The organism is Streptomyces sp. Da 82-17, from assembly GCF_046098215.1.
In the GTDB taxonomy this organism is placed as follows: Bacteria; Actinomycetota; Actinomycetes; order Streptomycetales; family Streptomycetaceae; genus Streptomyces.
Genome location: NZ_JBJURH010000001.1, coordinates 196,679 through 219,135, shown reverse-complemented (window position 1 = coordinate 219,135; position 22,457 = coordinate 196,679). Strand labels below are relative to the sequence as shown.

The following is a 22,457-nucleotide window of genomic DNA, read 5'->3' as shown; positions in this document are numbered from 1 at the left end:
AGAGCGCTACTCCAGAGTCGCCTACGGTGCGTTCGCCCAGGATCACGGGGCGTGTTACTCGTAGGAACGTCCCAGCCGCACCCGGTTCAGCCCTTGACCGCGCCGCCCAGGGCGAAGCCGCTGCCGAGGCGGCGGGCGATCAGGACATAGAGGAGCAGGACGGGCGTGGAGTAGATGATCGAGAACGCGGCGAGCTGCCCGTAGACCACCGTGCCGCGGTTGCCGAAGAAGTCGTTGATGCTGACCGAGGCCGGCATCTGCTCGGGGGAGAGCAGCAGCATGAACGGGACGAAGAAGTTGCCCCACATCATCACGAACGAGTACACCGTCACGACCGCGATGCCCGGACCCATCAGCGGCAGCACCACCCGCAGCAGCGACTGGAACGGGGAGGCGCCGTCCGTCCAGGCGGCCTCCTCCAGCTCTTTCGGGACGCCGTCCATGAAGTTCTTCATCAGCCAGACCGCGAACGGCAGTTGGGACGCGGCGAAGAAGAGGATCGTGCCGTGCATCGTGTCGATCAGCTCGACCTGCACGAACAGCGCGTACACCGGCACCATGATCGCCGTGATCGGCAGGCAGGTCGCGAAGAGCACCGTCGCCAGGAAGGCGCGGCCGGTGCGGGAGCGGTAGCGGGACAGCGGGTACGCGGCGAGGGCCGCGCACGCGACGGTGAGGAGCGTGGCGCAACCGCACAGGATGAGGCTGTTGAGCAGTGGCGTGAACGTGACCTCGGGGACGAGCACCGCGTCGAAGTTGCCGAAGGTGAACCGGTCGGGCACCTTCACCCGCAGGTCGGCGTCGGCGTCCAGGGCGGACAGCAGCACCCACGCGAGCGGCAGGGCGAACGCGGCGGCGACGGCGAGGAGCGCGGCGTCGGCGGCGAGGCGGCGCGTCGTCCGGCGCGTGGACAGTGTGACCTTGGCGGTGCTCCGGGCGGCGTCGGACACTCAGGCCTCCGTGCGCAGCAGGCGCATGTAGACGAGGGAGAACAGCGAGCCGACCACGAGCAGCAGCAATGCCACCGCCGTCGCGTAGCCGATCATGCTGTTCTGGAAGGCCTGCTCGTACATGTAGAGCGGCAGGGTCTGGCTGCGGTTGCCGGGGCCGCCGCGGGTCATCACCCAGATCAGGCCGAACACCGACAGCGTCTGCAGGGTGTTGAGCATCAGGTTGGTGCCGATGGAGCGGCGGATCATCGGCAGCGTGATGTGCCACATCCGGCGCCAGCCGCCCGCCCCGTCGACCTCGGCGGCCTCCGTGATCTCCTGCGGGATCTCGTTCAGGGCGGCCGAGTAGACCAGCATCGAGAAGGCCGTGCCGCGCCACACGTTCGCGAACGACACGGCGAGGATCGGCAGCGTGAACAGCCAGTTCTGGCCGGGGAGTTGGAGCCAGTCGAGGACCGCGTTCAGGGTGCCCTCGCGGCGGAAGAACGCGTAGAGGAGAAAGCCCGCGACGACCTCCGGGAGGACCCACGCCACGACCACGATCCCGCCGGTCAGCGTGCGCACCGGCCGGGACGCGCGCCGCATCAGGGCGGCGAGGGTCAGGCCGAGGGTGTTCTGCCCGATCAGGGACGACACGACCGTGAAGACGAGGGTCAGCCAGACCGCGTTGAGGAAGTCCGCGTCGCCGAAGGCCTGCGTGAAGTTGTCGAGCCCGACGAACGAGGACTCCGCCTGGCCGGTCAGCTGCAGGTCGGTGAAGGCGAGCCAGACGCAGTAGCCGATCGGGCCGGCGAGGAACAGCAGCAGGAGGACGACGCCGGGCGAGGCCGGCAGAGCCCGCGCCAGCATGCGGCGCGGGCCGGGGGCGGCGGCGCTCACCTGCGGACCACTGCGCCGTCCGTCACGGACTCCAGCTCCTCGTCGTAGCCCTTCGCGGCCTCGGCCACCGAGACGTCACCGGTCGTCACGCCCTCCATCGCCTCCTGGATCGCCGTCGACACCTTCGGGTACGCGGGGTAGGCCGGGCGGTAGTGCGTGAACTCCACCAGGTCCGTGAAGAACTTGATCCCCGGCTGCGCCTTCACGTACTCCGGGTCGGCGGCCACGTCCTCGCGTACGGCGATGCCCGAGTTGGCGACGTACCACTTCTGGGCGTTGGCCTTCGTCTGCATGGTCCTGATGAACTCGAAGGCCAGGTCCGGGTTGGCGGACTTCGCGGGGACCGCCCACGTCCAGCCGCCGGACAGGGAGACCTTGCCGGGGGCCTGCCCGTGCTGCGTCGGCATGTGCGCGAGGCCCAACTCCTTCGACCAGTCCGGCCATTCGTGGCCCGAGCCGGGCAGCCAGTCCTGCGGCAGCCACGAGCCGTCGAGGTTGATGGCGAGCTTGCCCTCGGGCATCAGCTCGCCGCGTGCCCGGGTCGCGATGTTCGGGTCGAGGGCGTCGGACACGTCCGGGCCGAGCTTCTCCTTGTAGACGGTCTCCACGAACTCCAACGAGTCCTTGAACCCCTTGCTCCCGGCGACCCATTTCTTGCTGCCCGGGTCGTAGAGCGGGTCCTCGCCCGTGCCGTAGAGCAGCATCTCGAAGCCCTGCATCGCGGACTGCTCACCGCCGGGCTTGCCCGTGTACACGTTGAGCGGGATGACGCCGGGGACCTTCTTCTTGACGGTGCGGGCCGCGTCGAGGATCTCGTCCCAGTTCTTCGGCTGCCAGTCCTCCGGCAGACCGGCCTTCTTGAAGATGTCCTTGCTGAACCAGAGGCCCCGCGTGTCCGTGCCGTCCGGCACTCCGTACGTCTTCCCGTCCTCGCCCTTCGCCGCCGACTTCGCGGTGTCGATGAACTGGCCCCAGTCCTTCCACTTCTTCAGGTACGGGTCCAGGGGCTTCAAGTATCCGCTCGTGATGTCGGAGTTGATGAGGAACGTGTCCTCGTACACCAGGTCGGGCGCCGTCTTCGGGGAGCGGAGCATCTGCTGCAGCTTCGTGTAGTACTCCGAGTCCGGCGCCTTGATCGGGACCAGCTTCACCTTCTTGCCGGGGTGCGCCTTCTCGAACTGCTTCTTCATCTCGCCGAGGTACTTGTCCATCACCCGGATGTTGTTGTCCGTGGACTGCTTGTACGAGACCTTCACGACGTCCGGGTCGCTCTCGGCGCCCGAACCGCACGCGGCGAGCGAACCGGCGGCGAGCACGGCGGCCGCGGTCAGCAGCAGCGGAGTGCGAGGACGGGGCGCGCGAACTCTGGGCACGGCATGACCTCCTACGAGCCATACGTAAGCCATACGTACAGGATCTCGTTGCCCGGTGAACGTAAGGCGGCGCTCAAAGGCAGGTCAATGCCCGTGCGCCAGGCGGCCCTGCGGGGCGGGTCTCAGCCGGTGAGCCAGCGGTAGTGCAGCTCCGGGCGGCCGACCTGGCCGTACTGCGGGCTGCGCGCCGCCCGGCCCGTCGACACCAGGTGCTCCAGGTAGCGGCGGGCCGTGATCCGGGACAGGCCCGCCTCGGCCGCCGCGGCCGTCGCGGTGAGCCCCTCGGGCGCCGCCGACCTGAGCGTCTGCGTGACCCGCTCCAGGGTCGGCGCGCTCAGCCCCTTCGGCAGCGCGGCCGGCCCGGGCGAGCGGAGCGTGGCGAGCGCCCGGTCCACCTCGTCCTGGCTGTCCGCGACCCCGGCCGCGCCGCGGAACTCCGCGTACCGCACGAGCCGGTCCCGCAGCGTGGCGAACGTGAACGGCTTCAGGACGTACTGCACGACCCCGAGCGAGACGCCCTCGCGCACCACCGTCAGATCCCGCGCCGACGTCACCGCGATCACGTCGGCCTGGTGCCCGGCGGCCCGCAGCGACCGGGCGAGCTGCAGGCCGTGCCCGTCCGGCAGGTACAGGTCGAGGAGCAGCAGGTCGACCTCGGTCCGGTCGAGCACCCGGCGCGCCTCGGCCCCCGAGCGGGCCTTGCCGACCGTGCGGAACCCGGGCACCCGGTCCACGTACTGGACATGGGCGTCCGCCGCGACCGGGTCGTCCTCGACCACCAGGACCCGGATCTCCGCCCCGGACTCCGCTGCTCCGGTCATGCGGTCACCTCTCGTCGCTGCGGCGACTCCCGCCGCAGCGGCAGCCGTACGGTGAACTCCGCGCCGCCGTCCGGGGACGCGGCCACCTCGACCGTGCCGCCGTGCCGCCCGGCCGCCTGCCGGACCAGGGCCAGGCCGAGGCCGCGCCCCGGGCCCTTGCCGGACCAGCCGCGCCGGAACACGTCCGCGTCCGCGGGGACGCCGGGCCCGTTGTCGGCGACCCGGAGCAGCAGTTCCGCATCGGCGGCGCGCGCGGTCACCGTAACCCGGCCGCCCGGGGTGCCCGTCGCCGCGTCCACCGCGTTGTCGATCAGGTTGCCGAGGACGGTGACCAGGTCGCGGGTCGGCAACGACTCGGGGAGCAGACCGTCGTCGATCCGGCTGTCCTCGGACACCACCAGCTCCACGCCGTGCTCGTTGGCCTGCGCCGCCTTGCCGAGCAGCAGCGCCGCGAGGACCGGCTCGCCCACCGACGTCACCACCTGGTCGGTCAGCGCCTGCGCCAGCTCCAGCTCGGCCGTCGCGAACTCCACGGCCTCGTCGGCGCGGCCCAGCTCGATCAGCGAGACGACGGTGTGCAGCCGGTTCGCCGCCTCGTGCGCCTGCGAGCGCAGCGCCTGCGTGAAGCCCCGCTCGTGGTTCAACTCCCCGGTCAGCGCCTGCAGTTCGGTGTGGTCCCGCAAGGTGACGACGGTGCCGCGGCGCTCGCCGCCCGACACCGGCGAGGTGTTCAGGACGACCACCCGGTCCCCGGTCAGATGCACCTCGTCGACCCGTGGCTCGGCGGCGAGCAGCGCGCCCGTCAGCGGTGCGGGCAGGCCGAGCTCGGCGATGCCCCGGCCGACCGCGTCCTCGCCGAGGCCGAGCAGCTCCCGCGCCCCGTCGTTGATCAGCGCGATCCGCCGCTGCCCGTCGAGCATGAGCAGCCCCTCGCGCACCGCGTGCAGGGCCGCCTGGTGGTAGACGTGCATCCGCGACAGCTCGGCCGCGTTCATGCCGTGCGTGTGCCGGCGCAGCCGGGCGTTGACCACGTACGTGCCGAGGCCGCCGAGGGCGAGCGCGGCCGCCGCGACCCCGACGAGGGCGGTGAGCTGCTCCCGTACCTGCTGGGTGATCTCCTCGATCGTGATGCCCGCGCTGACCAGGCCGACGATCCGGCCCTCGTCCACGATCGGCGTCACCACGCGCACCGACGGGCCGAGCGTCCCCGTGTACGTCTCGTGGAACGTGCGGCCGTGCAGGGCGGGCCCGGTGTGGCCGAGGAACTTCGCGCCGATGTTCTGCGGCGTCGGATGCGTCCAGCGGATGCCCTGCGGATTCATGATCGTCACGAAGTCCACATCGGTCGACCTGCGCACCTTCTCCGCGTACGGCTGCAGCGACCTGCTCGGGTCCGGCCCCCGCACCGCCTCCCGCACCGACGGCGACTCGGCCACGGCCCGCGCCGTCGCCGCCGCCTGCCGCTGAGCCGCACTCTCGGCCTGCCGGTGCGCCGTGACGTACGCGAACACCGCGCAGCCCGCGACGACGAGCGCGACCAGGACCACCTGCATGGCGAACAGCTGGCCGGCGAGGCTGCGGGGGCGGGGGACTCGGGGCATACGGCCCATAGTGCCTGGTCGTATAAGCGCGAACTAAATGAACGCAAGGGTGACCCCGGTCACGCGGTGGTGGATATTCTCCGGGACCGCTGCCGTGACGTGAGCCGCGTTTCCGGGCGAGGAGGGCCTTTCAGGGCCGGGAGCCCCGGGTGTCGGCAGGGTCGTGATTCCTAGAGCCGTATGTGCGAGGAGGCACCGTGGCCGCCAAGCGGGACAGAACCCACTTTCTCTACATCGCCGTCATCGGCGCGGTGCTGCTCGGCATTGCCGTCGGCTTCGCCGCCCCGGGCGTCGCCGTCGAACTGAAGCCGCTCGGCACGGGCTTCGTGAACCTGATCAAGATGATGATCTCGCCGATCATCTTCTGCACCATCGTCCTCGGCGTGGGCTCCGTCCGTAAGGCCGCCAAGGTCGGCGCCGTCGGCGGGCTCGCGCTCGGCTACTTCATGGTGATGTCGACCGTCGCCCTCGCCATCGGCCTGGTCGTCGGCAACATCCTGGAGCCCGGCCACGGCCTCCAGCTCACCGAGGCCGTACGCGGCGCGGGCGAGGCGCAGGCCGAGGGCGCGTCGGAGTCCACCGCGGACTTCCTGCTCGGCATCATCCCGACCACGATCGTCTCCGCGTTCACCGGCGACTCGGTCCTGCAGACCCTGCTCGTCGCCCTGCTCTGCGGCTTCGCCCTGCAGGCCATGGGCTCCTCCGGCGAGCCGATCCTGCGCGGCATCGGGCACATCCAGCGCCTCGTCTTCCGCGTCCTCGGCATGATCATGTGGGCCGCCCCGGTGGGCGCGTTCGGCGCGATCGCCGCGGTCGTCGGCGAGACCGGCGTGGACGCCCTGAAGTCCCTCGCCGTCATCATGATCGGCTTCTACGTCACCTGCGCCCTGTTCGTCTTCCTCGTGCTCGGCGCGCTGCTCAAGGTCTTCACGGGCATCAACATCTTCTCGCTCCTGAAGTACCTGGGCCGCGAGTTCCTGCTGATCGTCTCCACCTCGTCCTCGGAGTCGGCCCTGCCGCGGCTGATCGCCAAGATGGAGCACCTCGGCGTCTCCAAGCCGGTCACCGGCATCACCGTGCCGACCGGCTACTCCTTCAACCTCGACGGCACCGCGATCTACCTGACGATGGCCTCGCTGTTCGTGGCCGAGGCGATGGGCGACCCGCTGTCGATCGGCGAGCAGATCTCCCTCCTCGTCTTCATGATCATCGCGTCGAAGGGTGCGGCGGGCGTCACCGGCGCCGGTCTCGCGACCCTCGCGGGCGGCCTGCAGTCGCACCGGCCCGAGCTGGTCGACGGCGTCGGCCTGATCGTCGGCATCGACCGCTTCATGAGCGAGGCCCGCGCCCTCACCAACTTCGCGGGCAACGCGGTCGCCACGGTCCTCGTCGGCACCTGGACCAAGGAGATCGACAAGGAGCGCGCCGCGCAGGTCCTCGCCGGGCAGATCCCGTTCGACGAGCGCACCCTCGTCGACGATCACGCCCCGGCGGCGGATGTGGACCTGCCGGAGCAGCCGGAGCAGCCGGAGCAGTCGGGGCAGCCGGAGGGCGGCTCGGGCTCCGGCGGCAAGGAGACGGTGAAGGTCTGAGGCTCTTCTGGTCAGCGGCGGGCCGCCCCCATCGGTGGGGCGGCCCGCCGCTGTCGTACGTACGCGGGATCCCGTGGCTCAGCCGCCCGTGGCCCCCGGGAAGAGGGACGTGAACGGTTCGACGAGGCCCTCCGTGTCGCGGGCCGCCGGATCGTCGAACTGCCAGACCAGGAACAGCAGGAACGAGATCAGGGCCGTGAAGAGACCGGCCAGGATCAGCTCCCGCGTGGACCGCCGCAGCTGCAGCGCGAACAGCATGCCGACGCTGACGAGCCCGCCCACGATCAGCCCGAACCACACCGTCCCGCCCAGCGTCGAACCCGAGTCCAGGGCCCGGGCGTTGCGTGCCTCCACGGCCGCCGTGACCTGGTCGGCGAGCGCGTACGCGGCCCGGCTCTCGTTCTCGGTGCGCGGCTCGTGGTCGAGCACAGCCCGGCGTACGTCGGTCAGGAGCCGGTCCCCGCGCTCGGTCAGCTCCCCGGAGTCGGCGAAGGCGGGCCACTCCTTGTCGACCGAGTACCGGACGTACGCGTCGACTCCGTCCCGGATGCGCTCGGCCGTCGGCGCCGGGAAGTCGACGGCACGCTCCCGGAGTTCGTGCAGCGCGAAGGCCTCGGCGCGCGCGGTGTCCTCGGCGCCGGCCTTCCCCTCCCAGACGCCGGCGATGGCGAGGCCGAGCACGATCGCGTAGACCACGCCGATCATCATCGTCATGTACTCGATGACGTCCGGGGTGTCGTCCGGGTCCTCGTCCTCGGAGGCCCGGCGGTCGCGCAGGAACGCGGTGACGATGACGGCGGCGCAGGCGGCGGCCATGGCGAGGGCCAGTGCGAGCCAGTTGCTCAAGTGAGGTCCTTTCAGGCGGAGTCGAGGGTTCGAGGGAGCGGGGCGTACGGGGCCGGGGGCAGAGGTCAGGCGCCACCGCCCCCGCGCCCGGAGGAACCGGTTCCGGTCCCGGTGCTGCCTCCGGACGCGTTGGCGGCGCCGAACGCGGCGGCGATGACGGCGGGCGCGACGAGCAGCAGGGTCCGCGTGACGGCCGACCCGCTCTCCTGCGCGGCACGTTCCGGCTGCGCGCGGGGCGGCGGCGGGAAGAAGGACGGCGTCGCCGAGGGCCTGGGCGTGGGCTTCGGCTTCGGCTTCGGGTCGGGCTTCCGGGGCGTGGGCGTGGGCGTGGGCGTCGGCGTCCGTGTGGGCGGCGGGGGAGGCGGAGCCGGGGCCGAACTCGGCAGCGGGGGAGGGGGTTCGGGCGACGGAGGTGTCGGTGGAGGTGGGGGTGTCGGGGTGGGCGTGGGCGTGGGCCGGGGCGCGGGCGGGTCACGGCGGCAGGCCCTCCGTACGGCCTCCTCGACGCCCTGCTCGCGCGCGACCTCGGCCCACTCGTCGAGGGGCAGGTCGCTGCCGGCGTAGGCGCAACTGTCGGCGAGCGGGCGGGCGTCGGCCGCCTCGGCCCCCGCGAGGAACGGCAGCAGCACGGCCGACAGCAGGACGACGCCGGCCGTACGCCGCACGATCTGGAAAGTCACACCAGCACACTGCGCGACCCGCGCCCCGCTCATGTACCCACGGAGATCGTTTAGCCCGGAGGGGGTACGCGCCGGCGCACGAGGTGGACGGAAAGGGGGCGCGTGGGGCGCGTGATACGACGAGGACCGGGCCCGGGGTTCGGGCTCAACTGACGTTTACGGTCAGGGTTTTGGTGAGGGAGAACCTTTTGCTTTCGGCGGTCTCGGGCCACTCGCCGTAGCCGCAGCGATAGCAGCCGAAGAGCTTCACCTTGGCGATGCCCTTGTCGCGGGCGTAGAACTCGTACCAGTCCTGACGTACGGCAGCCCCATCGCCGACGTCCGGAGCCTCGGAGTCGCCCTGGCCGAGGACCGGGCCGTCGGGTTCGGCCACGAACCTCCAGGTGTAGCCCGGCTGGTTGGCGTACCGGTTGGCGATGCGGAAGGTCTGCCCGGCGGGCACGGTGACGGTGCTGTCGAAGTCCCCGTCCAGTACGCGGACTTCGTCCGTGCCTCGGCCGTCGTCGGGCGGGCTGGTGCGGTCGGTGGGGAGGATCTCGTCCGGATCGTGCTCGACGCCGCTGACCTGCGTGCCTTCCTTCACCGTCAGTGCGTACGTCATGGTGCGCTCGCCGTCGATCTCCTTCAGCACGATGCGTGCCGTGCCGGTCCTCAGGGCGCGGAACCGGAAGTAGCGGGTGCCCTTGACCGTCTTCTCGCCCTTGGCGCGCACGACCCCGCCGGATTCCCCGGACTCTGCCAGCCGCCAGTCGTCGGCGTCGCCGCCCGGCCGCACGTGGATGGAGAAGTCGTGGCCGACGAGCACCTCGGGCTCCGTGGACTGCGAGGCGATGTCGATCTCCCCGTCCGGCCCGCGCGGCACGTTGTAGAGGGGCGGGGGGAGAGCGCAGCACACGTTGTCGTCGGCGATGAACTCCTCGTAGGCGACGAATCCGCCGCCGAGCAGCAGCAGGGCCGCGCAGGCCGCAGCCCAGCGGGCCCGTTTCGAGAGTCGCGCCGGTCCGAATCGCATCAACGCACCACCACGGTCAGGGTTTTGGTCACGGAGAACTTCTTGCTCTCAGGGGTCGTGGGCTTGTCACCGTGGTCGCAGCGGTAGCAGCCGAAGAGCTTCACGACGGCGGTGCCTTTCCGGTAGCCGAACAGCGAGTACCAGTCCCGTCGTTCTGCCGCCGGGTCGCCGCTCGTGTGCTCGGGCTCCGGGGAGATGGACAGGCCGTCGTCGTACTCCTTGCGGAGGGTCCAGGTGTAGCCCGGCTGGTTGCCGTACCGGTTGGAGACGAGGTAGTCCGCGCCCCTGGTCAGGGTGACGGTGCCCTCGAAGTCGCCCAGGTCCTCGGCGTGTTCGCGGTCGAGGGGGTACCGGTTCTCCGGCTGCGGGTCCTGCGGCTGGTACCCGTTGTCGTCGCTCACGGCGCGGATCTGGTACGTCATGGTGCGGTCGCCGTGGACCTCCTTGAGGACGACGCGCGATGTCCCCGGCTTCAGCGCGCGGAACTTGAAGTAGCGCGTGCCCTTGACGGTCTTGGCTCCCTTGGCGACCAGCTTCGCCGGCTTCCCGGCGTCGGCGACCTCCCAGTCGTCGGCGTCGCCGCCGGGCCGCACATGGAGCGAGAAGTCGTGGCCGACGGGCACGCTGGGCTCCACCGCCTGGGAGGCGATGTCCAACTCCCCGTCCGGCCCCTTCGGGAGGCCGTCCAGGAGCGGCGTGGCGCAGCGCGTGCCGCAGTCGACGAACGCGTCGTGGACGACGAATCCGCCGAGGACGAGCAGGGCAAGAGCACCCGAGAGCCCCCCGGCCAGCTTCTTGTTCAGCTGCACGTGTGCCTCACCTGGGGATGTGGGCGCCGGTGGCGTCGGGGAACCGGCCATCGGACGCGTCGCCCAACTTGCCGTTGACGAACTCGTCTTCGGAGACCCAGGTGCTGTACCCCCACGGGTTGTGGACCTGCAGCATGTTCCCCTCCTGGGCGGTGATCACGAGGGCGTGCGCTCCATCGGGACCCACGGTCTTGATGGGCACGGGTTTGCCCTCCGCGACGGCCTGTTCGATCTCGGGCAGCGCGCCCCTGCGGGCGTCGGCGCTGCCCAGGTCCCGGCGTTCGTAGTCGGAACCAGTGGGCGAGTTGAGCTCGTTGTCGGCGACTTCCGACCAGCCCTCGTCGTCCATTCCCTCAGGCGGACCGGTGCCGAACCATCCGCTGTTCACGCCGTCACCGTCCTCGTGGACGCGGTGCTGTTCGTCGATCAGCCGCCGCCGGAAGGCAGCCCCCGACTCCTCCTGACCGCTCGGCCCGCCGGTCAGCTCCAGTGCGTACACCGGGTCGACCATGGCTCGGGCGTGAACGGTGGACGAGGCCACACAGCTGCCCTCCTTCCCGTCACCGCCCTGGGTCCATCCCTGGCCCTGGAAGGCATTGTCGGCCTTGTTCGTGTCGAGATTCCCGTACAGATCGTTCTCCGCGACCACCGGGTCCAGATGACGCCGGAGCCAGGCTTCGTCCATGCCGTCGATCTTCTGGTTGAACTCCCGCAGGCTGTCCATGTCGTGCCCGGCGGCGAGCGCCTTCATCACATACGCCTGCTGCTCCGCACTGTCGGCACCGTCCAACATCCGCTGGAATTCGGCGCGTTCGGCGGGGCTCATGCGGTTGAGCCGGGCGCTGGAGCGTTCGAGGTCGTTCGCGCTGAGGATCTCGTTGTACTTGCGGTGGTCCTCCGTCTCGCCGACCGTCGACGCCTCGGCGAGCATCATCCTGTCGACGGGGCTGAGGCCCTTGCCGGTGAGTTTGCCGGCGCCGGCCTCCGCGGCCAGCTTGTTGAGCTCGCGGGCTGCGGCACGCGCCGCGTCGTCGGCCGTCACCGCCGCCCGGTGCCGATCCTCGGCGGCGTCCTTCGCGATTGCGCGCGCCCGCTCCTTCTCCGCCTCCTCGGCGTCCTTCTCCACCAGACCGTCGAAGAAGCCGTCCTCGCCGCCGAGCATGGTGCGGGCCCTGATCAGGGTCTCGCGGGCAGGCTTGTCCGCCTCCTGTGCCTTGCCGATGTCGTCCGCCAGACGATGGAGCGCCTTTCGTCCGCTTCTGAACGCCTGCGTCATCAGGTTGGCGGTGCGGCCGGCGGCGTTGATGATGTCCGTGGCCTTGGCGCTCGCCAGGCCTTCCCAGGATCCCTTGATCTTCTTGTGCGCAGCATCCCGGATCGCCGGTACGACCTCGTGCTCACACTGGTCCGCAGCCTTCCCATAAGCCCGGGCCGCCGACTCGATCGTGTCCGCGTCGCCCATCGGTGCGGCCACCGCGAGGGCCCGGTCGATCGCCGCGATGAGGTCGTTCTTCGAGCCCGCGTCCTCGATGTCCCGCAGCGCGGCGGCCAGTTCGGCCCGTCGGGTCGTCGTGTCCTCGCCGGCCATCAGATGCTCCCCCTCCCGTGCGTGGCGATGTCCCGTACTGCCATCACCTCCGCCACCGCCGACAGCCAGCGGGCCAGCGACTCGTCGTCGTCGACGGTGTGCGCCACGCTCGCCGCGGCCTCCAGCCATGCGCGGACCGTGGCGCCCGCGGACTCTCCGGGGACGGGTTCCGGTAGGGCCGCCGCGTACGCCGCGCCCCCGCTGCGTACGACCTTCGCGAGGAACGACACGGCGCGCGGGCGGACCCCCGCGCGGCCCAGGACGACGGCCGCGCTCACGGCCCCGTCGCCGAAGAGTGCCGTACGCATCCGGCTGCCCTCACCCAGCCCGAACCGCAGCAGCGACGGGACATCGAGCCCGGCCAGCTCGTCGTCCGTGCGTACGGTGTTCCTGGCCGCCATGTATCCGCCCCCGAATTCCTCGAAGTGTGCAAAGGCCTTGTCGGCGCCGTCAGTTGAAATCCGACAGGCCTGCCTGCGCAGGCGCCGCGCGGCGCAGTTGCGCCTCCGCGTCCTGCTCGGCCGCCGTGTAGTTGTTCGTCGTGGTGGTCAACTTGCCGGAGATCTCCCGCAGGGCGTCCCGCAGCACGGTCGCCTGACGTTGCCAGGCGTCCGCGCAGGCGTTGAAGGCGGGCGCGGCCTCCTCGCCGCCCAGCACTGCCGGAGGCATGTCGAGGTCGGCCGGAATGATCGACTTGATGGTGTCCAGCTCGTTCGCCGCGGTGTCCAACTTCCCTGCCGCGGCGCTGACTTGGCTCGCCCGTATGCCGTACCCCGCCGCTTCGCTCACGCGCCTCCCCCTTCGTCGAGCGCGGCGCCCGGCCGTGCGGGCGCCTCACACGTGTGACGTGCGGAAAGACGCCCGCGGTTCCGCTACCCGCTCACCCCGAACCCCCCGCCAACTCCGCCAGCACCCCCGCATGGTCGGACGGCCACACGCCCTGCTCGGGGCCGTGGCCGACGCGGCGTACGGTGAGGATGCGGCCGAGGCCGGAGGGGGCGGGGAGGCCGACGTGGACGTAGTCGACGCGGGCGCTCGGGCTGTAGGTGCGGGCGACGTACGGGTTCGTCGGGTCCCAGGTGGCCCAGGGGGCGTCGGGGTGGGCGTACTCCCAGGCGTCGATGAGGACCAGGTCGCGTACCGCCGGGGCCGTCCGGTAGCCGCCGAGGAGCCGCATCTCGTCGGAGTCCGGCCAGGCGTTGAAGTCGCCGGTGAGGACGGGCGGGTGCGGGCCGTCGCCCCGGTGGGCCGCGACGAACTCGACCGTCGCCCGCACCTGCCGCACCCGCGCCGCGGACGCCGCGATGGACGAGGTGAGGTGGGTGGTGAAGAACGGTACGGGCCCGTCGGGCGCGTCCACCCGCGCGTACAGCGTGACCCGCCCGTCGTCCCGCCCCGGCGGCACCGGCAGCCGCAGCACCGCCCGGTCGCTGATCGGCCATCGGCTGAGCACCGCGTTCCCCACGTCGACCGCGCGCTCCGCCGCCGACTCGGGCAGCCGGCGCCGCCACGGCTCGGGCCGGTCGGACGCGGCCCACGTCCAGTGCATGCCGAGCTCCTCGGCCAGCCACCCGGCGAGGTTGCGGCCGCCGGCCTCCCACACCTCCTGCAGCCCGACCAGGTCCGGCCGCTCCCGCCGCAGCACGGAGAGGATCGCGCGCCGCCGCTCCTCCCACGGCCCGAACCGCCACCACAGATTCCATGTCATGACCCGCATCGACGTACCGTCGCCCATTTCCGTCCCCGATGCACTTCCCTGCGGGTGGCTCGTCGGGTCGTTTCCCCTGCCCAGGCGTACGGGATCACGCCCCGCCCTTCCGCAGCGCCGCGGCGAGCGCTCTCGCGGCCGGTACGTTGCAGCGCCCCAACTCCACGAGGGGCACGGGGGGTTCGGACACGTACGACAGCGGGTCCACGCGCAGCGACGGCAGCGTGACGCCCGCCTCGGCGAGCGCGCCGGCCAGCGCGTCGCGCGCGGCTTCGGCGTCCTCGACGGTCACGCGGTCCGTCACAGCAGCTCACCCCGGCTCCGTGCGTTGGCCCGCGCGGCCCCGGCACGCAACCGCTGTGCGGGGTCGGCGAGTTGTACGTCGGCGGGGGCGGCGTCCCACTCCCGCCCGCCGCGCACGGGCCGCAGGTACCAGCGCCCGCAGCACTCGCCCCGGAACTCACCGACGCGGTCGCGCCGCATGTCCCGTACGAGGGTGCCGAGGGCGGGGGTGGGGATGCGGATGGGGATGTGGTCTGCGCACACAATTGCTCCTCTGTGTAGCGGTGCGGCTACGGGGAGCTTCAGGTTGGCCTAGGGTCGAACTCGTCTTCAACTTGCGCTATTTGCCTGGAGAGTTGGGAGCCCGGATGGTGAACCGCAAGGAGCTGGACCCCGAGACGTCGCCGAGTGCGGCCTTCGGCCAGCGGTTACGTGCGTTACGTGACGAGCGGGGCTGGACGCAGGACGAGCTGGGGGAGCGGATCGGGTGCTCGGGGACGCACATTTCAGCCGTTGAAACTGGACGTCGTCCTCCAACTCGCCGCTTTGCAGCAGGTGCTGACAGAGCATTCGGAACCGGCGACAGGTTCGTGCGCCAGAGCCGAGCGGTGCGCTACACCGCGCTCATCGAAGGGTTTCCGGAGTACGTCACGCACGAGGCGCGAGCTGTGGAGCTGCGTCTCTACGAGGTGGGTGTCGTGCCCGGCCTCCTGCAGACGCCTGAGTACGCGTCGGCCCTGGAGGCGGACGCGGTCCGGCGGGAGGCGATCACGCCGGAGCAGGCCGATGAGCGGGTCCGGCTGGTCACGCAGCGGCAGGAGAGCCTGACTCGGTCGCCGGCCCCGCTGATCTTCGCTGTGCTCGATGAGGGATGCATCCGTCGGCCGATGGGGAGTCGCAGCTGCATGGATGCCCAGTTCGCGCGCCTGCTCGAGTTCGCCGAGTTGCCCAACACCGTGCTGCAGATTGCGCCGTTCTCCATGGGGGAGAGGCGGCCGTTCAGCCTGCCGGTCACTGTGCTGACGATGCCGGACCGCTCGCTCATGTCGTATGCCGAGTCCACGCATCGAGGGCATCTGGAACGCGAAAGTGCGTTCGTGCTGCCGATTCTGACGGCCTACCATCAGTTGCAGGCTGAAGCATGCTCCCAAGCGGAGTCCGTGGCCATGATTGAACAGGCACGAAAGGGCATCCCGTGACGACCGAACCTCTGCGATGGGTCAAGTCCTCGTACAGCGGCAACGGTGGCCAGTGCGTCGAGGTCGTAACCAGCCTTGCCGACCGCCATGGCATCGTCCCCGTACGTGACTCCAAGGTCCCGTCCGGCCACGTTCTGAACCTCCCCGCCGACGCGTTCACTGCGTTCGTCGAGGGCGTCAAGGGCGGGCAGTTGGGAGGCACTCCGTGACCGAGCCGGATTTCCGTACGTCCTCGTACAGCAACAACGGCGGCGACTGCGTGGAGGTCGCCACGAACCTCGTCGTGTCTCGGGGCACGGTTCCGGTCCGCGACTCCAAGGCCCCGTCCGGCCCCGTCCTCAACGCCACCCCCGACGCGTTCCGCGCGTTCCTCGACGGAGTCAAGGCGGACACTCTCTAGGCCCGTACGGACGTACAGACAACAGGGACCCGGCACCGCAACGTGCCGGGTCCCTTCGCGTTCAACTCCCGTGCCCCGTAAACCACTTGAACCCGTCTGCCCCATTGACGCCCACCCCACCTCCAACTACAAAACTCTGAGAGCGCTCTCAATCTCCTCTCCCCCCACGGAGGTGTTCCATGAGCAGAAAACGTTCCGTACTTGCCGTCGGCCTCGGCGCCGCAGCCGTGCTCGCCGCGCTGTTGTCCCCCAGCGCCGCCGCGGGCTCCGTACCCCCGCCGCCGGACGGCTGGACCGTGCAGTGGAGCGACGACTTCGACGGAGCCGCCGGCGCGCCGCCCTCCGCCGAGAACTGGCAGGTCGACCTCGGCCACAACTACCCGGGCGGGCCCGCCAATTGGGGCACCGGTGAGATCCAGAACTACACCGACTCGCCCGACAACCTCGCCCTCGACGGCGAAGGCAACCTGCGCATCACCCCGCAGCGGGACGGGTCGGGCAACTGGACCTCGGCCCGGATCGAGACCAAACGCAGCGACTTCAAGGCGCCCGAAGGCGGCGTGCTCGCCATCGAGGGGCGTATCCAGATGCCGAACGTGACCGGCGAGGCCGCCCTCGGCTACTGGCCGGCGTTCTGGGCGCTGGGCTCCCCGTACCGCGGGAACTACCACAACTGGCCCGCCATCGGCGAGTTCGACGTCATGGAGAACGTCAACGGGGAGGACCGCGTCCACGGCGTGCTGCACTGCGGCGTGAACCCCGGCGGCGACTGCAACGAGACGCAGGGCCTCGGCAACAGCCGCGCCTGCCCGGGCTCGACGTGCCAGTCCGGCTTCCACACGTACCGCTTCGAGTGGGACCGCTCGGTCTCGCCGAACCAGCTGCGGTGGTACGTCGACGGCGAGCAGTTCCACAGCCTGTCCCAGGACCGGTTCTCCGCCGAGACCTGGGCGAACATGACGGAGCACTCCGGGTACTTCCTGCTCCTCAACGTCGCGATGGGCGGCGCCTTCCCCGACGGGGTCGCCGGGCACGCCACCCCCGTCGCGGCCACGGAACCGGGCAAGCCGATGGTCGTGGACTACGTGGCGGTGTCCACGAAGCCGTAGCCGCCGACCCGGCCCGTCGCGGTGACCTGGACGCTTACCTTCCGGTGCGTATCTGACTAATTAGTCGGTACTTGTGGGGAGTTGGGGCCCGCGCGAGGCTCGTGCCCATGAACACGACCACCTCGCAGAGCAACCCTTCGTCCACCCCCGTCACCGTGCTCGGCCTCGGCGCCATGGGCAGCGCGATCGCCGGCGCCTTCCTCGACGCCGGGCACCCCACCACCGTCTGGAACCGCTCTCCCGGCAAGGGCGACGCGCTCGTGGCCCGCGGCGCGAAGCTCGCCGGGAGCGCGGCGGAGGCGGTGCGGGCCTCCGAGGTCGTCGTGGTCAGCCTCCTCGACCAGGCGGCCTCGCGGTCCGTCCTCGACCCGATCGCGGCCGACCTGCGCGGCCGGCTCCTCGTCGACCTCACCTCGGACACCCCGCAGCGGGCCCGCGAGGCCGGGGAGTGGGCCGCGCGGGAGGGCCTCGACTACGTCGACGGCGCGATGATGGTGAACGTCCCGATGGTCGGCACCCCGGACGCGCTGTTCTTCCTCAGCGGAAACCGGGCCGCGTACGAGAAGCACGCCCAGGTCCTCGCGGCGCTCGGCGGGCAGGGCACCTTCCTCGGCGCGGACCACGGGCTCGCCGCCGCGTACGACCTGTCGATCCTCGACTTCTTCTGGACCAGCATGTCCGGCCTCGTGCACGCCTTCGCGCTCGCGCAGGCCGAGGGCATCAAGGCCGCCGACCTCGTGCCGTTCCTCACCGGCAACGGCAGTCTGCTCACCGCCCTCACCCCGCAGATGGCCGCCGACGTCGACCGCGGCGACTACCCGGGCGAGGCCGACAACCTGGTCATGGACACCGCCGGCGTCGCGCACGTCCTGCACGCCGCCGACCAGAACGGCCTGGACACCTCCGTCCTGCGGGCCGTGAAGTCCGTCGCCGACCGTGCCATCGCCCGCGGCCACGGCGCCGACGGCTGGACCGCCACCGTGGAGGCCGTACGCGATCCGGCGTGAGCCCCGCGAAAAGGGCTGGCCTTGACGTCGGGGTCAAGGTCTAGCGTCGTCGGCATGCGCATCGGTGAACTCGCGGAGCTGGCCGGCACCAGTACGCGGACGCTTCGGTACTACGAGGCGCGGGGGCTGCTGCCCGCGCGCCGGGACGACAAGGGGTACCGGACGTACGACGAGGCGGATCTGCGGCTGCTGCGGCAGATCCGGACCTGCAGGACTTCGGGTTCGGCCTGGAGGAGACCAGGCCGTTCGTGGAGTGTCTGCGGGCCGGGCATCCGCAGGGCGACGCGTGCCCGGACTCGCTGGCCGTGTACCGCCGCAAGCTCGCCGAACTCGACGCGCTCATCGGGGAGTTGACCTCGGTGCGCGCCCAGGTCGGGGCGCAGCTCGCGCGGGCCGAACGGGCCCGCGAGGCGCTCGCGGCCGAGGCGTCGGCCCCTGGCGGGCCGGCGCCCCGGTGCGAGCTGACGACGACGGAGGGCACGGAGACATGGCAGTGAAGGCAGTGAAGGCGGAAGGCGTGGCCGAGGTGACCGACGCGGACTTCGCGGCGGAGGTGCTCGCCGCGGACCGCCCGGTCCTGGTGGAGTTCACGGCCGACTGGTGCGGCCCGTGCCGCCAGCTCGCCCCGGTCCTGAGCGCACTGGCCCGGGAGGAGGCGGACCGCTTGAAGGTGGTCCAGCTGGACGTGGACCGCAATCCGGGGACGACCGTCGCGTACGGGGTCCTCTCGGCGCCGACGCTGATGGTGTTCCGGGCGGGCGAGCCGGTCCGCTCGATGGTCGGCTCACGCTCGAAGCGGCGGCTGCGGGAGGAACTGGCGGACGTGCTGGAGGGCGCACAGGCGGAGGCGCGGCAGGGCGCGTAAAGGAAAAATCCGCGGACCGTCCCCGGTCGATTAGCGGGCGGTTCATTCCTGGGGCTATATTGGGTGTTTCTGTGTACGCACAGAAAAGGCCACCGATTCGAAGGGATTCTCCCCTTGAAGGTGGCCAACTAAAGACACCGTAGCCCATGAGGAGTGGAATTGTCAACCGGGGATTCCGTTGAATTGCAGCGCGAACTGCAGCGTGAACAGCAATTCGTCGACCGCCTCTACGCCCGTCTCGACGACCTCCGGGCCGAGCGGGCGGCAGCCGCGCGCTTCGCGTTGGCGCAGCTGGGCAACGGTATGCAGGCCAAGCTGGAGCGGGACGTCACCGCCGACGAGCAGGCGCGCAGCGCGGCCCAGCTCGACGGGGTCGAGGCCGGACTCTGCTTCGGTCGAATTGATCACGCGGAAAAGGAGGGCGGTGGCCACCGTCACATCGGCCGTATCGGAATCCGCGCCGACGACGCCGCCCGCACCCCGCTCCTGATCGACTGGCGCGCGCCCGTCGCCCGGCCCTTTTATCTCGCCACCGGGCACACCCCGATGGGAATCCGGCGCCGCCGCCACCTCACCACCGAGGGCCGTACGGTCACGGCGCTGCAGGACGAGATCCTCGACCTCGACGACCCGACCCGCACGGGCTTCGAGGACCACAATGCGGACGCGGTGCTGCTCGCCGCCCTGAACGCGGCCCGCACCGGCCGCATGGGCGACATCGTGCAGACCATCCAGGCCGAGCAGGACCGCATCATCCGCGCGCCGCACCGCGGCGTGATGGTCGTCGAGGGCGGCCCCGGCACCGGCAAGACCGCCGTCGCGCTGCACCGCGCCGCGTATCTCCTGTACGCGGAGCGGGAGTTGCTCGCCAAGCGGGCCGTCCTGATCGTCGGCCCGAACCCGGCGTTCCTCGGCTACATCGGCGAGGTGCTGCCCTCCCTCGGCGAGACCGGCGTGCTCCTCGCGACCGTCGGCGAGCTCTACCCCGGCGTGCACGCCACCGGCACCGACACCCCGGCGGCCGCCGCGGTCAAGGGCCGCGCGGACATGGCCGACGCGCTCGCCGAGCTGGTCCGCGACCGGCAGTCCGTGCCCGACCCGGTCCTGGAGATCGACCACGACGACTACGGCACGCTGTACCTGGAGCGCGCCATGGCCGAGGACGCCCGCGCCCGGGCCCGCTCCACGCAACTCCCGCACAACCTGGCCCGCCCGTACTTCGTGTTCGCCCTGATCGACGCGCTCACCGAGCAGCTCGTCGACCGGCTCGGCGCCGACCCGTTCGGCGGGCCCAACCTGCTCGGCCCGGACGACATCGCGCAGATCGGCAAGGAGATCGCCACCAGCTCCGACGTGCACGCCGCGATCGACTCGCTGTGGCCGCCGCTCTCCCCGCAGGGCCTGGTCGCCGAGTTCCTGGAGGACCCGCGCGGGTACCTGCCGGACGCCGACGCCGAGGCGATCCGGCGCGCGCCCGGCGCCCCCTGGACCGAGGCGGACGTACCGCTCCTCGACGAGGCGGCCGAGCTGCTCGGCCTCGACGACTCGGCGGAACGCGCCGCGAAGGAGGCCGAGCGGCAGCAGCAGATCGAGTACGCCCAGGGCGTCCTCGACGTCTCGTACGCCTCCCGCACCTACGAGTTCGAGGACAAGGACGAGGAGGACGCCGAGGTCCTCGCCGCGCACGACATCATCGACGCCGAGCGGATGGCCGAGCGCCAGGAGGAGGCCGACCACCGCACCGCCGCCGAGCGCGCCGCCGCCGACCGGACCTGGGCGTTCGGCCACATCATCGTGGACGAGGCGCAGGAGCTGTCCCCGATGGCGTGGCGGCTGCTGATGCGGCGCATCCCGACCCGCTCCATGACCCTCGTCGGCGACCCGGCCCAGACCGGCTCCGAGGCGGGCGTCGGCCGCTGGGCGGACATCCTCGAACCGTACGTGGAGGACCGCTGGGAGCTGGTCCGCCTGGGCGTCAACTACCGCACGCCCGCGGAGATCATGGACGTCGCGGCGGACGTGCTGCGCGCCGAGACGCCCGAGTTCGAGCCGCCGGTGTCGGTCCGCTCGACCGGCGTACGGCCGTGGGTGCGGCGCACGGACGACCTGCCCGGCGCGGTCGCCGAGGCGGTGGCGCGCGAACTCCCCGAGGAGGGCAGGCTCGCGGTGATCGCGCCGCGCGCCCTGCACGCCGGGCTCGCCGAGGTCCTCGACGGAGTCACGGCCGGCGCGGCCCCCGACCTCACCCACCAGGTGGTCCTGCTCGACGCGCGGCAGTCCAAGGGCCTGGAGTTCGACAAGGTCGTCCTCGTCGAGCCCGCGGAGTTCCGCACCAGCGACCTGTACGTGGCGCTGACCCGCGCGACACAGGGCCTCGGCGTCGTCCACAGCCGCGAACTGCCGTTCCCGGACGACCGGTTGTCAGTGCCGGGTGCCAGCATGGCGGCATGAGCGAACAGGTGCACGAGGCCTTCCCGGACATCGACGGTGTGCTGGCGGACCCGGCGCGGCTCCTCGCCGCGGACCGCGCGGGGCTGCGGGCGCGCATCGGGGAGGCGTCGGCGGGCGTCGGCCGTGAGGTCTTCCTCCAGGCGGAGGCGATGTTCGGCGTCGCGTCCGTGCCCCGCGCCGAGTTCGCCTCGTGGCTGCGGTTCGCCGCGCTGGCGGTGGGGGAGCGGGAGTACGCGGACCGCGTGACGTCGGCGGAGCCGGGCATGCCGTGGCGGACGGTATGGGCGTGGTGGCGCCCGGCCAACTGGTTCGTGGCTTCGCCTAGTTTGAACGGGGACTACTACGACGTGAAGGTGTTCGAGCACGCGGGCCGGGAGCTGGTCCGGGTGCGGAACCACTGGAGCGTGGTCTGGCTGGACAAGGCGACGGGCCGGCGCGTCCCGGAGCCGGACGGGGACGTCGCCGAGGGCGGTTGGGGCTCGGCCGACGGGCCCGTGGACCTGTGGGACCTGGAGCTGACGGCCCCGGAGAGCTGGGCCGAATCGTGGGCCTTCGCCGCGGAGGACGGGCGCACGCGGTACGTGTGGGAGTGCGAGCACGGCCTCGCGGTGTTCGAGACGGACGAGCAGGTGCTGCGGGACTGGCCGCGCGGCACCGTCGACTGCGACCCGTCGGACGAGATCCCCGACGGCCCCGAACCGACGGTGCGGCGGCCGGAGGGCCCGCTCACGGCACGGGAGTTGGACGACGTCTACGGCGAGAACGTCCTCCGGGTGCCGGAGGAGGAGCTGCCCGAGTTGCTCCAACATCCGGGCAGTCGACGCCACTTGAGGGACGTCGGCGTGTTCCGCCGATGGACCGGCCCCTCCGGCCAGTACCAGGGGCACGGGGCGGGGGCCATGACGCCGCCCGCCGCGGAGGAGCTGTCCGGCACCGACCTGCTCACGCTCGGCACATGCGACTACGGGGACGTTTTCCTGCACCGGCGCGAAGGCTCGGTCCACGTCCTCACCCGCCTCGACGGCGTGCCGGGGCGGACCCTCGTCACGATCGCCCCCGACCTGGAGGTGTTCACCCGCACCCTGGAGGCCGTCCACCGCTACAGCAACGCCTGCTGGCACCCGTACCCGACAGAGGTCGACCAGGAGTTCGTGCGGGACCACCACTTCCTGGACGAGCTGGACGAGCGGTCCCCCGGACTCTTCGACAGAGCCACCCCCGCCGGGGAGTTCTGGTCCTGGATGTACGCCGGCATCACCGAGCTGGGCGTCGACGGGTACTGACA

Annotated in this window: 23 protein-coding genes and 2 pseudogenes; 10 read left to right on the top strand and 15 right to left on the bottom strand. The window is 71.3% G+C overall.

From position 1 onward, the window contains the following. Positions 1-86: 86 nt before the first annotated feature. The 5 genes from ACIDOF_RS00990 to ACIDOF_RS00970 form a co-directional block, all read right to left on the bottom strand. A complete protein-coding gene (locus ACIDOF_RS00990; protein ID WP_409003653.1) occupies positions 87-950 on the bottom strand; it encodes a carbohydrate ABC transporter permease in 864 nt (287 codons plus the stop codon). Beyond that, complete coding sequence (locus tag ACIDOF_RS00985; RefSeq protein WP_409004008.1) at positions 951-1,799, bottom strand: carbohydrate ABC transporter permease; 849 nt, start codon at positions 1,797-1,799, stop codon at positions 951-953. It abuts the gene before it with no gap. A 26-nt stretch (positions 1,800-1,825) separates the two neighbouring features. Beyond that, on the bottom strand, positions 1,826-3,235 hold the full coding sequence (locus ACIDOF_RS00980) for an ABC transporter substrate-binding protein (protein WP_409003652.1): 1,410 nt from the start codon (positions 3,233-3,235) through the stop codon (positions 1,826-1,828). A gap of 89 nt (positions 3,236-3,324) precedes the next feature. Continuing rightward, entirely contained in the window at positions 3,325-4,023 is a 699-nt protein-coding gene (locus ACIDOF_RS00975) for a response regulator (RefSeq protein WP_409003651.1), read from the bottom strand. Then, entirely contained in the window at positions 4,020-5,633 is a 1,614-nt protein-coding gene (locus ACIDOF_RS00970; protein WP_409003650.1) for an ATP-binding protein, read from the bottom strand. The genes ACIDOF_RS00975 and ACIDOF_RS00970 overlap by 4 nt, the downstream gene beginning before the upstream one ends. Before the next feature lie 188 nt (positions 5,634-5,821). Between ACIDOF_RS00970 and ACIDOF_RS00965 the strand changes: the two genes are divergently transcribed. Next, a complete protein-coding gene (locus ACIDOF_RS00965; protein WP_409003649.1) occupies positions 5,822-7,216 on the top strand; it encodes a cation:dicarboxylate symporter family transporter in 1,395 nt (464 codons plus the stop codon). 78 nt (positions 7,217-7,294) lie between these two features. On the opposite strand, the gene ACIDOF_RS00960 is transcribed toward ACIDOF_RS00965, so the two are convergent. From ACIDOF_RS00960 to ACIDOF_RS00915, 10 genes are all read right to left on the bottom strand, one after another. Next, a complete protein-coding gene (locus ACIDOF_RS00960) occupies positions 7,295-8,062 on the bottom strand; it encodes a hypothetical protein (protein ID WP_409003648.1) in 768 nt (255 codons plus the stop codon). A 65-nt stretch (positions 8,063-8,127) separates the two neighbouring features. Further along, entirely contained in the window at positions 8,128-8,742 is a 615-nt protein-coding gene (locus ACIDOF_RS00955) for a hypothetical protein (protein ID WP_409003647.1), read from the bottom strand. 145 nt (positions 8,743-8,887) lie between these two features. After that, positions 8,888-9,754, bottom strand: coding sequence for a hypothetical protein (locus ACIDOF_RS00950; RefSeq protein ID WP_409003646.1), 867 nt, complete (start codon positions 9,752-9,754; stop codon positions 8,888-8,890). Next, positions 9,754-10,563, bottom strand: coding sequence for a hypothetical protein (locus tag ACIDOF_RS00945; RefSeq protein WP_409003645.1), 810 nt, complete (start codon positions 10,561-10,563; stop codon positions 9,754-9,756). The genes ACIDOF_RS00950 and ACIDOF_RS00945 overlap by 1 nt, the downstream gene beginning before the upstream one ends. Positions 10,564-10,570: 7 nt before the next feature. Continuing rightward, the gene (locus ACIDOF_RS00940) at positions 10,571-12,151 is read right to left on the bottom strand and encodes a peptidoglycan-binding protein (protein ID WP_409003644.1); all 1,581 of its coding nucleotides are present in this window, start codon (positions 12,149-12,151) and stop codon (positions 10,571-10,573) included. After that, positions 12,151-12,552, bottom strand: a complete 402-nt coding sequence (locus tag ACIDOF_RS00935; protein WP_409003643.1) for a hypothetical protein — start codon at positions 12,550-12,552, stop codon at positions 12,151-12,153. Before ACIDOF_RS00935 ends, ACIDOF_RS00940 begins: the two co-directional genes overlap by 1 nt. A gap of 49 nt (positions 12,553-12,601) precedes the next feature. Then, entirely contained in the window at positions 12,602-12,940 is a 339-nt protein-coding gene (locus ACIDOF_RS00930) for a hypothetical protein (RefSeq protein ID WP_409003642.1), read from the bottom strand. Between the two features lie 91 nt (positions 12,941-13,031). Further along, positions 13,032-13,868: an endonuclease/exonuclease/phosphatase family protein gene (locus tag ACIDOF_RS00925; RefSeq protein ID WP_409003641.1), complete on the bottom strand. Its 837-nt coding sequence runs from the start codon at positions 13,866-13,868 to the stop codon at positions 13,032-13,034. 85 nt (positions 13,869-13,953) lie between these two features. Continuing rightward, positions 13,954-14,163 (bottom strand): hypothetical protein, encoded by a 210-nt coding sequence (locus tag ACIDOF_RS00920; protein WP_409003640.1) that lies wholly within the window; start codon positions 14,161-14,163, stop codon positions 13,954-13,956. After that, positions 14,160-14,405, bottom strand: a complete 246-nt coding sequence (locus ACIDOF_RS00915; protein ID WP_409003639.1) for a hypothetical protein — start codon at positions 14,403-14,405, stop codon at positions 14,160-14,162. The genes ACIDOF_RS00920 and ACIDOF_RS00915 overlap by 4 nt, the downstream gene beginning before the upstream one ends. Positions 14,406-14,509: 104 nt before the next feature. Between ACIDOF_RS00915 and ACIDOF_RS00910 the strand changes: the two genes are divergently transcribed. The 9 genes and pseudogenes from ACIDOF_RS00910 to ACIDOF_RS00870 all read left to right on the top strand — a co-directional run bounded on the left by ACIDOF_RS00910 (position 14,510) and on the right by ACIDOF_RS00870 (position 22,455). After that, positions 14,510-15,340 (top strand): helix-turn-helix domain-containing protein, encoded by an 831-nt coding sequence (locus ACIDOF_RS00910; RefSeq protein ID WP_409003638.1) that lies wholly within the window; start codon positions 14,510-14,512, stop codon positions 15,338-15,340. Then, the gene (locus ACIDOF_RS00905) at positions 15,337-15,549 is read left to right on the top strand and encodes a DUF397 domain-containing protein (RefSeq protein WP_409003637.1); all 213 of its coding nucleotides are present in this window, start codon (positions 15,337-15,339) and stop codon (positions 15,547-15,549) included. Before ACIDOF_RS00910 ends, ACIDOF_RS00905 begins: the two co-directional genes overlap by 4 nt. Then, positions 15,546-15,740, top strand: a complete 195-nt coding sequence (locus ACIDOF_RS00900) for a DUF397 domain-containing protein (RefSeq protein ID WP_409003636.1) — start codon at positions 15,546-15,548, stop codon at positions 15,738-15,740. The genes ACIDOF_RS00905 and ACIDOF_RS00900 overlap by 4 nt, the downstream gene beginning before the upstream one ends. A gap of 179 nt (positions 15,741-15,919) precedes the next feature. Beyond that, positions 15,920-16,843: pseudogene (locus ACIDOF_RS00895) on the top strand (glycoside hydrolase family 16 protein); the annotation flags it as partial. A 113-nt stretch (positions 16,844-16,956) separates the two neighbouring features. After that, entirely contained in the window at positions 16,957-17,856 is a 900-nt protein-coding gene (locus tag ACIDOF_RS00890) for an NAD(P)-dependent oxidoreductase (RefSeq protein WP_409003635.1), read from the top strand. A gap of 54 nt (positions 17,857-17,910) precedes the next feature. Next, positions 17,911-18,353 (top strand): annotated as a pseudogene (locus tag ACIDOF_RS00885) (MerR family transcriptional regulator). Continuing rightward, on the top strand, positions 18,344-18,721 hold the full coding sequence (locus ACIDOF_RS00880; RefSeq protein WP_409003634.1) for a thioredoxin family protein: 378 nt from the start codon (positions 18,344-18,346) through the stop codon (positions 18,719-18,721). The pseudogene ACIDOF_RS00885 and the gene ACIDOF_RS00880 overlap by 10 nt, the downstream one beginning before the upstream one ends. Positions 18,722-18,916: 195 nt before the next feature. Then, positions 18,917-21,172 carry a HelD family protein gene (locus tag ACIDOF_RS00875; protein ID WP_409004007.1) on the top strand — a complete coding sequence of 752 codons (2,256 nt, stop codon included), beginning with the start codon at positions 18,917-18,919 and terminating at the stop codon, positions 21,170-21,172. Further along, positions 21,169-22,455: an SUKH-4 family immunity protein gene (locus ACIDOF_RS00870; RefSeq protein ID WP_409003633.1), complete on the top strand. Its 1,287-nt coding sequence runs from the start codon at positions 21,169-21,171 to the stop codon at positions 22,453-22,455. Before ACIDOF_RS00875 ends, ACIDOF_RS00870 begins: the two co-directional genes overlap by 4 nt. Positions 22,456-22,457: the final 2 nt, after the last annotated feature.

Bases quoted from the DNA above. Each gene is read 5' to 3' on its own strand.
- ACIDOF_RS00985 (WP_409004008.1), bottom strand. From the start codon at position 1,799: ATGCTGGCGCGGGCTCTGCCGGCCTCGCCCGGCGTCGTCCTCCTGCTG.
- ACIDOF_RS00980 (WP_409003652.1), bottom strand. From the start codon at position 3,235: ATGGCTTACGTATGGCTCGTAGGAGGTCATGCCGTGCCCAGAGTTCGC.
- ACIDOF_RS00975 (WP_409003651.1), bottom strand. From the start codon at position 4,023: ATGACCGGAGCAGCGGAGTCCGGGGCGGAGATCCGGGTCCTGGTGGTC.
- ACIDOF_RS00970 (WP_409003650.1), bottom strand. From the start codon at position 5,633: ATGGGCCGTATGCCCCGAGTCCCCCGCCCCCGCAGCCTCGCCGGCCAG.
- ACIDOF_RS00950 (WP_409003646.1), bottom strand. From the start codon at position 9,754: ATGCGATTCGGACCGGCGCGACTCTCGAAACGGGCCCGCTGGGCTGCG.
- ACIDOF_RS00940 (WP_409003644.1), bottom strand. From the start codon at position 12,151: ATGGCCGGCGAGGACACGACGACCCGACGGGCCGAACTGGCCGCCGCG.
- ACIDOF_RS00935 (WP_409003643.1), bottom strand. From the start codon at position 12,552: ATGGCGGCCAGGAACACCGTACGCACGGACGACGAGCTGGCCGGGCTC.
- ACIDOF_RS00925 (WP_409003641.1), bottom strand. From the start codon at position 13,868: ATGCGGGTCATGACATGGAATCTGTGGTGGCGGTTCGGGCCGTGGGAG.
- ACIDOF_RS00910 (WP_409003638.1), top strand. From the start codon at position 14,510: ATGGTGAACCGCAAGGAGCTGGACCCCGAGACGTCGCCGAGTGCGGCC.
- ACIDOF_RS00890 (WP_409003635.1), top strand. From the start codon at position 16,957: ATGAACACGACCACCTCGCAGAGCAACCCTTCGTCCACCCCCGTCACC.
- ACIDOF_RS00880 (WP_409003634.1), top strand. From the start codon at position 18,344: ATGGCAGTGAAGGCAGTGAAGGCGGAAGGCGTGGCCGAGGTGACCGAC.
- ACIDOF_RS00870 (WP_409003633.1), top strand. From the start codon at position 21,169: ATGAGCGAACAGGTGCACGAGGCCTTCCCGGACATCGACGGTGTGCTG.